This window comes from Campylobacter sp. RM12647 (assembly GCF_020138135.1).
Taxonomy (GTDB): domain Bacteria; phylum Campylobacterota; class Campylobacteria; order Campylobacterales; family Campylobacteraceae; genus Campylobacter_E.
This window is the reverse complement of record NZ_JACGAS010000020.1, coordinates 26057-34323: the sequence shown is the minus strand read 5'-3', so window position 1 is coordinate 34323 and position 8267 is coordinate 26057. Positions and strand designations below refer to the sequence as shown.

Genomic DNA, 8267 nt, shown 5'->3' with positions numbered 1-8267 from the left:
TGTAATTTATTAAAAAATCTTTTTTAATTCTTCTAAAGCCTTAAATCTGTGGCTAATTTTATTTTTTTCATCTTGACTAAGCTCTGCAAAAGTCTTACTTAATCCTAAAGGAATAAACATACTATCATAGCCAAAACCATTATTACCGCTTTCTATTTTACTAATCGTTCCATCACAAACGCCTTTTGCAAATTCTATCTTTGAATTAGTAATTAAGCATAAAACACAAACAAAACTAGCCTTACTAAAATCAACTCCAACTTTAGTTAATTCAAGGCGTAATTTTTCTCTATTTTTAGCATCTTTTTCATCACTAAAATCATTTGCGTATCTAGCAGAAAAAATGCCTGGAGCATTATCTAAAGCCTCAACGCAAAGACCACTATCATCAGCTAATACTGCATAATTTTTCTTATCTTCTTCGCTTAATTTATCCCACAATGCTTTTGCTTTAATTTTTGCATTTTGTTTAAAGCTATTTCCATTTTCAATAGGATTAAAATCACTAACAAAATCACTTGCTAAATAAAGCTCACAATTTGTTAATAATTCTTTAAATTCTTTTAATTTACCACTATTTGAACTCGCAATTATTATTTTCATTATCTATCCTTTATAATTTTTAGTATTATAAGTAATAAAAATACCAAAAGGACAAACCATTAAAGATTTAATAATTATTGGAGCTGGAGCAGCGGGATTATTTTTGGCTGCTAATTTGAAAAAAAATGCTTTAATTTTAGAGCAAAATAACGCCGTTGCTAAAAAACTTTTAATAAGTGGTGGTGGCAAATGCAATGTAACGAATGAAAATATCAATATTAAATCGTATTTATGCGATGATTATGATAAATTAAAGCAAAGTTTAGATGAGTTTAGCTATCAAGATAATCTTAATTTTTTTAAAGGAATTAAGTTTAATAAAATTAGAAATAAGCAGTTTTTTGCTCCTAATTCTTCATTAATCCTTGATAGATTATTAAGTCAAAATAAATCAAAAATTATACTAAATACTAAAGTTTTAGGCTTAGAAAAGGCAAATAATTCTTATAAAATCATCACAAATAAAGGCGAGTTTTTAGCTAAAAATGTAGTAATTGCTACCGGTGGAATTTCTTTTGCTACTTTAGGAGTAAGCGATATTGCATTAAAAATTGCAAAAGAATTTCAAATAGGATTTAGCGAGTTTTTACCTGCTTTAGTGCCACTTACTTTACAAAAAGATGAGTTTTTTATGAAAAATCTTAGTGGAATTAGCATTGAAGTTTGCATTAATGATATTTTTAAAGGTTCTATGTTATTTACCCATAAAAGTATTAGCGGCCCTGTGGTTTTGAGTGCTTCATTGTTTTGGACTAAGGGCAAAATCAAAATTAATTTTTTAAATGATTTTAAAATAGATTTTAGTAGTTTAAAGCAAGCTAGCACGCATTTACCTTTACCTAAAGCTTTTATTAAAGAATACTTAAACGCAAATAATTTAAGCGATAAAGCAATGAATAAATATAATTTAGAAGAAAAAGAGATTATAAATAAATTATATAATTATGAGTTCGCACCAGCAGGAAATCTAGGCTTTAATAAAGCAGAAGTTTGTAAAGGTGGAGTTAGCCTAAAAAGCCTAAATGAGCATTATGAAAGCTTAGAAAATAAAGGTTTATTTTTCATAGGTGAATGTTTAAATGTAGCAGGGATTTTAGGCGGATTTAATATACATTTTGCATTTGCTAGTGCAAAAAAATTGGCAAATTATTTAAACAAGGAGTTAAAAGATGATTGATTTATCAAATAATGAAAATACCTTAATAAAGCACGATTTTAAAAGCATTATGAATGATTATGATTTAATGTGTAAATACCCTTGCGATAGCGAGTATTTGCTAAAAGAAGAACTAGCCAAAAAGCATAATGTAAAATCAAATAACATAAGCTTAGGTTGTGGCTCAAGCGATATTATTTATAGAACAATTTGTGCTTTAAATGCAAGAGCAAAAAGCGAAAATAAAGAGCTTAATTTAATAGTTCCTATGCCAACATTTGATTTGGTTTTAAGCATTGCAAAAGCTTTAAAAGTAAAAATCACTTATATTTATTTAAAAGATGATTTTATCCTAAATGTAAATGATATAAAGCCATTAAAAAACTCATATAATTTAATTTATATTACCAATCCAAACAACCCAAGTGCAAAAGAGCTTAGCCAAAATGATTTAGAGTATTTATGCTCAATTTGTAAGGATAATACTTATATGATTTTAGATGAAGCTTATGCTGAATACAATACTAATTTTATAAGTATTAAAAAATGTCAAAAAAATATAATAATTACTAGAACCTTTTCTAAAATCTATGCTCTAGCAGGGCTTAGAATAGGATATGCTATTGCTGAAAATGAATTGCTTTCTTTTATTGATGAGTTTATTTTAATAGACAATATCAATGCTTATGCTTTATTTTGTGCTATAAATGCTTTAAAAGATGAAGAATTTGTAAGTAAAACAAGAGCTATGACCTTAGAAAATAAGGCTAAATTAGAGCAAGTTTTAAATGAGTTGGATATTTTTTATTTTAAATCTAATGCTAATTTTATTTTACATAAAATAAAAAGCGAAAATTATCATAATTTTATGCTAGAAAACGGCGTTAAAGTAGGTAGAAAAATACATAATTATCCTTTATTTAACAGAATTAGCGTAGGAAATATTGAAGAATTAAATGTATTTTTTAAAGCCTTAAAATTAGCAAAAGAAAAAGATTTAGTGTAAAAATAAATTAAGAATTTAATTCTTAATTTATATCAAATAAAGAAGGTGTATAACCACTTAATTTTAAAAGCGAATAAGCTTTAGTGGTTGCTACCCTTCCTTTTGCACTTTTTTCTATGTAATTATTTGCTATTAAATAAGGCTCGATTACATCTTCAATAGTTCTTTCATCTTCACTTAAAGCTGCTGCAATAGTATTTAAGCCCACTGCTTTTTTAGCCTTGCATAAAAACTCAAGATAATTTAAATCACACTCATCAAGACCTAATTCATTTACGCCTAAACTCTCAAGCGCTAATTTAGCTCTTTTTAAAGTGATTTTTGTTTCATTATTTACTATGGCAAAATCCCTAACTCTTTTAAGAAGTCTAAGGGCAATTCTTGGGGTGCTTCTGCATCTTTTAGCTATTTCTTTACTAGCGTCGTTATCACAGGTAATATCAAGCTTTAAAGCAGCTTTGCTAATAATTAAGGCAAGTTCATCAGGGGTATAAAACTCTAGCCTACAATTAATCCCAAATCTATCCCTAAGCGGAGTTGAAATTCCACCGCTTTTAGTAGTAGCTGCAATTAAGCAAAACTTAGCTAAATCAATTTTAACGGTTTGAGCTGCAGGACCACTTCCTATTATAATATCAAGACGAAAGTCCTCCATCGCTGGATATAAAACTTCTTCAATAGCAGGACTTAAGCGATGAATTTCATCAATAAATAATATATCTCCATCTTCAAGATTTGTAAGAATTGCAGCTAAATCTCCGCTTTTTTCTATCATAGGCGCTGCTGTTGTTTTAATATTTACTCCCATTTCATTTGCAATTATATTTGCTAAAGTGGTTTTTCCAAGACCTGCAGGGCCAAAAAATAAAGTATGATCAAGCGGAGCATTTCTTAACTTTGCTGATTTTATAAATACTTTTAAATTCTCTTTAGTTTTGTTTTGACCTACATATTCATCAAAAGTGCTTGGTCTTAGGCTAATTTCATATTTGCTATCATCTTTAAATTGTTCAATTTCAACTATTCTTTCCATTTTTTACCTTAAATAATGTTTGTAAATAATTTGTATAATCTTAGCAAAATATAAAAACGAGTGATTACATGAATAAAAATTTAGGACTTTTAGGGCAATTAGAATTAGAATTTGATTTTGATATCGTTGATGATTTTATGACCCATTTTAATATTTTTTGCGATTCTTTAGAGCCTGTTATTATCGCACTTGAAGATGAAGATAAATATAAAAATAAAGTAAATGAGCTTTTTAGAATGTTTCATAATATGAAAAGCGCTAGTGGTTTTTTAAAAATTAATCAATTCGTAAATATTTGTAAAATTGTTGAAGATGTCTTAGATGAAGCTAGAGATATGAGAGGTCCTGCTAGCGATGAATTAGTAGATTGGCTACTTTTTGTAACTGACCAATTTATGATATACAAAAGAGATTTTAACGATAATAATCCTTATCTATCAGCTTTAAATCCAAAAATTATTCACCTACCACAAAGGCTAAATAAATGAATGCTAAATATTTTATAACAGCTATTGTTTTATTGGTTTTATGTTGTTTGCTTTATTTATTTAAACCTTTTTTATTAACTATTGCAATTGCTGTTTTAATGGCAGTTGCTACTGCAAATCTTCATCATAAAATATTCGTAAAAACAAAAAGAAAATATGTAGCTCCAATAGTTTTAACAACTATGATGTCTTTATTATTTTTTGCTCCACTTGCATACACTAGCTTTTCTTTAGCAAGCTCAATTAAAGACTTAGATATAGCTCAAATTCAAACAACAATTACAAAATTAAAATCAGCAGAATTTAATTTGCCAAGCAATTTAGACTACATAGAGCCAAAAGTAAAAGAAGCTTTAAATGAAATAGATTTAAATAATGTAGGTAAAAATATATTAAATTATGCTTCAAATTTTACAAAATCAGGTGTTAAATTCTTTACTGAACTTATATTAATAATAATATTTTATTTCTTCGCAAATTATTACGGAGTAGAACTTGTAGGATTTTTTAGAAAACTTATGCCGCTTAAAAAAAGTGAATTTGAAAATGTATTAGGCGAAGTATCTAATGTAATGAGCGTTGTGTTTTATTCTGTAATTATTACTGCTGTTTTTGAAGGTTTATTATTTGCAGTATTTTTAATGTATTTTGGATATAACGGACTTTTAATGGGTATTTTATATGCAATATCTTCGCTAATTCCATTAATAGGCGGTGCTCTACTTTGGGTTCCTGTTAGTTTATATGAATACTCTCACGGCAATACAGCAAATGCTATAATAATTGCGCTTTATTCAATTATTATGATTTCTATTATTGCAGATACTTTTGTAAAACCATTAATAATTAGATGGATTAATGAAAAATTGTTAAAAACACCAGCAAATGTAAATGAGCTTTTGATATTTTTTGCAATGATTGCTGGTATTTCTACATTCGGCTTTTGGGGAGTTATATTAGGGCCTGCTATTTTGGCTTTATTTTTATCAGTTGTAAAACTTTATGTATTAATTATAGAAAAGCATTAAATTATTATTTTTTTAATACTTGGATTTAATCTAACTAAAGCTTCATAAACATTAGTATTAAAATAATTTGCGTATTTTAAAGCATCGTTAAATACGCAGATATTTTCTTTATTAGTATCTTCAATGCTAAAGCTATCCATTGAGATTTTGCCTAAAACTTGTTCGTTATTTGCTAATTTAAATTCTTTTAAACCTTTATAATATAAAAGCCCATCTCCATATCCTAAATCATAATTAGCAACTTTTAAATCCTTATTAGATACAAAAATCTCATCATATCCAATACTATCTCCAGCACTAATAATTCTTGAGCTAATTTTTTCAGCCCAAAGACTTAAAACCGGCTTTAAATTAGCCTTTACATCGCAATATCCAAATTGTGCTAAACCTACTCTAGCGGCCTTATCATATTCATTTTCATCTAAAAATAAAGTGCTAGAATTTGCAGAGTGAAAAAACACTTCATCAGAATAATTATTCTTTATAAACTCGCACATTTTTATATAAAGTGGTTTTTGATTTTTAATATTATTTGGACTTGAATAATGAGTGAAAGCTGATACTAATTTCAGCTTTTTTTCTTTAATAATTTTTAGAGCTAATTCTAAATTGTTTTCACATATTCCACTTCTATGCATATTAGTATCAAGTTTTAAAGCGACTTTATCTTCATTATTTAAATAATCAAAATAACTCAAATCATTAATAGCTAAAATATAATTATCGCAAGCTTTATAATGCTTTGGAATTTGAGATAGTATTAATATATTTTTAAATTTATTTTGAATAATACTAGCTTCATTTATGTTTTTTACTGCGACATTTTTAATACCAAATTCTAAAGCCAAATCACTAATTATATTAATATCGTGCCCGTAAGCATTGTCTTTTAAAATAATGATTAATTTATCAATGCTACTAACTTTTTTTAAGCACTCATTTAAATTATGAAAATAATTTGCTTTATTAATTGTGATAAATGCCATTATTGCTCCGTTAAGATTGACATTTTTCCATTTACTAATTCAATATATAAAACTTTTTCGCCATTAAAAGTATAACTTGAAGTAGCATAATTTTCATAAAAAGTAATCTTAAATATTTTTCTTTGCTCTAAATTAGGATAAGGAATTATATTTATATCTTTAAATTGTATTGTTTTATCCTGCTTTCTACTAAAAATTGCCTTTTTTTGCTCCTTAAAAGCAGATATTTTCGTGCCATCATATTTAATAAATTCATCACTATAATAACTAAGATATGTTTTATAATCATTATTAGTCCAAGCATTTTTCCAGTCAAATAAATTAGCCAATATTAAAGCAATTTCATCAGCATTTGTGCTAACAACGCCTTTTTCATTAATTAATACATATATTTTTTTATTATTTACAATGCCATTAAAATCTAGCAAAACATCATTAGTCATTACAACACAACCCTTAGTCTTATAAGCATCATATCTTACATCGCCTTCAAGTGGAAAACCATGAATCCAAATTCCAGAGCCTGTTTTTTTACGAACTTTATCATATAAATTAGGATAGTTTAAAACAAAAGCATAAGGTCCATAATAATTATCAGGTGGAACCATTTTGTTTAAAACCTGATAAGCTCCAATAGGGGTTTTTAAGTCCCCTTCTCTTTCTTTATTACCCATAAGACCTGTTATTACACTTTGCTCGAATTTAGGTGTTAATTTGTTGTTTTTTTCTTCAAATAAAACTAATTTTTGTTTATCTTTATCAACTACTACCACCATAGCATCATCGCTATAGTATCCATATTTTAAATCAAGTCCTTGCAATTGAGTTTGCCAAAACTTAACATCACTAAGTCCAGCTTCAAGCTTATTTTCAACTGCACCTATACCATCTTTTAAATAAATTTGTAATAAATTGTCTGAATATAAATAAATTGATAATAATAAAATTATGATTTTTTTCACTATTAGCTCCTATAAAAGTTAAGGACTAATTATAAAAAGTAATTTTAAAGCTAAGTTAATACCAAAAATGTTTTTTTGATTATTGCTTTCATTAAGAAAAATTTATTTATAATCCTTATCGTTTTTATTAAAAAGGAGAATTCAATGAAAAAGATATTATTAGCGTTAAGTTTAAGTGCAAGTTTATTTGCAAACAATATAGAAATAAGTGAGCCTTATGTTAAAATTACCCCACCAAATGCAAAAAATTCAGCTATTTTTATGAGTATTAAAAACAACTCAAATGAAGATATAAAGTTAGTTGATGCTAAATGTGATTTTGCAAAAAATACAGAAATCCACACTCATATTCACGAAGATGGTATGATGAAAATGATTAGAATACAAGACGCAACAATCAAGGCAAATGATACTTTAGAACTAAAACCAAAAAGCTATCATATTATGCTAATGGATATTAAAGATAGCATTAAAGAAGATACTAAACTTAATTTAGAACTAAGCTTTAGTAATGGCGAAAAAGTTGAATTAAAAGACATTCCAGCAAAATCAATAATTCATGCTCATTAATGAAAAAATTAATATTTTTATTAGTAATAATTGCTATTTTTGCAAGTTTGTTTTATTTTTATCCAAATTCTAAAAAAAGGGAGTTAATCACTACATTAACTCCACTTAGTTGCGATTTAAATGTAAGTGAGTGTGAAGTAGATTATAATGATAAAAAAATCATATTTGATTTAAGTCCAAAACCGCTAAAAACCTTAGAAGAAACAAAAGTGATTATTAAAAATTTAGAAGATTTTCCCAAATTAAATGCAAGACTTTATGGGCTTAATATGTATATGGGAGATATTGTAGGAGAATTTGAAAAGATTGATAATGCTTATATTGCAGATATTGTTTTTAGTGCTTGTACTGAAAATACTATGAGATATAGATTAGAATTATTTAATGACAATAAAAGCCTTGATTTATCTATAGATTTTGATGTTAGGAGATAGT

General features: G+C 26.8%; 10 protein-coding genes. 6 read left to right on the top strand and 4 right to left on the bottom strand.

Annotated elements, in window-relative coordinates:
* Nucleotides 1–9: 9 nt before the first annotated feature.
* A complete protein-coding gene (gene rdgB / locus AVBRAN12647_RS07530) occupies nt 10–603 on the bottom strand; it encodes an RdgB/HAM1 family non-canonical purine NTP pyrophosphatase (RefSeq protein ID WP_214117295.1) in 594 nt (197 codons plus the stop codon).
* A 34-nt stretch (nt 604–637) separates the two neighbouring features.
* Here rdgB and AVBRAN12647_RS07525 point away from each other — a divergent pair, with 34 nt between their 5' ends.
* Both AVBRAN12647_RS07525 and AVBRAN12647_RS07520 read left to right on the top strand, forming a co-directional pair.
* A complete protein-coding gene (locus AVBRAN12647_RS07525) occupies nt 638–1780 on the top strand; it encodes an aminoacetone oxidase family FAD-binding enzyme (RefSeq protein WP_336614952.1) in 1143 nt (380 codons plus the stop codon).
* Complete coding sequence (locus AVBRAN12647_RS07520) at nt 1773–2765, top strand: pyridoxal phosphate-dependent aminotransferase (RefSeq protein WP_336614951.1); 993 nt, start codon at nt 1773–1775, stop codon at nt 2763–2765. Before AVBRAN12647_RS07525 ends, AVBRAN12647_RS07520 begins: the two co-directional genes overlap by 8 nt.
* A gap of 22 nt (nt 2766–2787) precedes the next feature.
* Here AVBRAN12647_RS07520 and ruvB read toward each other — a convergent pair whose 3' ends face one another.
* Nucleotides 2788–3798: a Holliday junction branch migration DNA helicase RuvB gene (gene ruvB / locus AVBRAN12647_RS07515; protein WP_214117299.1), complete on the bottom strand. Its 1011-nt coding sequence runs from the start codon at nt 3796–3798 to the stop codon at nt 2788–2790.
* Between the two features lie 68 nt (nt 3799–3866).
* On the opposite strand from ruvB, the gene AVBRAN12647_RS07510 reads away from it, so the two are divergent.
* Together AVBRAN12647_RS07510 and AVBRAN12647_RS07505 are read left to right on the top strand one after the other, a co-directional pair.
* A complete protein-coding gene (locus AVBRAN12647_RS07510) occupies nt 3867–4286 on the top strand; it encodes an Hpt domain-containing protein (protein WP_214117301.1) in 420 nt (139 codons plus the stop codon).
* Nucleotides 4283–5314, top strand: a complete 1032-nt coding sequence (locus tag AVBRAN12647_RS07505) for an AI-2E family transporter (RefSeq protein ID WP_214149804.1) — start codon at nt 4283–4285, stop codon at nt 5312–5314. The genes AVBRAN12647_RS07510 and AVBRAN12647_RS07505 overlap by 4 nt, the downstream gene beginning before the upstream one ends.
* On the opposite strand, the gene AVBRAN12647_RS07500 is transcribed toward AVBRAN12647_RS07505, so the two are convergent.
* Nucleotides 5311–6300: an alanine racemase gene (locus AVBRAN12647_RS07500; RefSeq protein WP_214117309.1), complete on the bottom strand. Its 990-nt coding sequence runs from the start codon at nt 6298–6300 to the stop codon at nt 5311–5313. The genes AVBRAN12647_RS07505 and AVBRAN12647_RS07500 overlap by 4 nt on opposite strands.
* Nucleotides 6300–7262 carry a L,D-transpeptidase family protein gene (locus AVBRAN12647_RS07495; protein WP_214117312.1) on the bottom strand — a complete coding sequence of 321 codons (963 nt, stop codon included), beginning with the start codon at nt 7260–7262 and terminating at the stop codon, nt 6300–6302. Before AVBRAN12647_RS07495 ends, AVBRAN12647_RS07500 begins: the two co-directional genes overlap by 1 nt.
* Before the next feature lie 144 nt (nt 7263–7406).
* On the opposite strand from AVBRAN12647_RS07495, the gene AVBRAN12647_RS07490 reads away from it, so the two are divergent.
* Nucleotides 7407–7832, top strand: coding sequence for a copper chaperone PCu(A)C (locus AVBRAN12647_RS07490; RefSeq protein WP_336613902.1), 426 nt, complete (start codon nt 7407–7409; stop codon nt 7830–7832).
* Nucleotides 7832–8266, top strand: coding sequence for a hypothetical protein (locus AVBRAN12647_RS07485; protein WP_336614950.1), 435 nt, complete (start codon nt 7832–7834; stop codon nt 8264–8266). The genes AVBRAN12647_RS07490 and AVBRAN12647_RS07485 overlap by 1 nt, the downstream gene beginning before the upstream one ends.
* The last annotated feature ends 1 nt before the right edge of the window (nt 8267 follow it).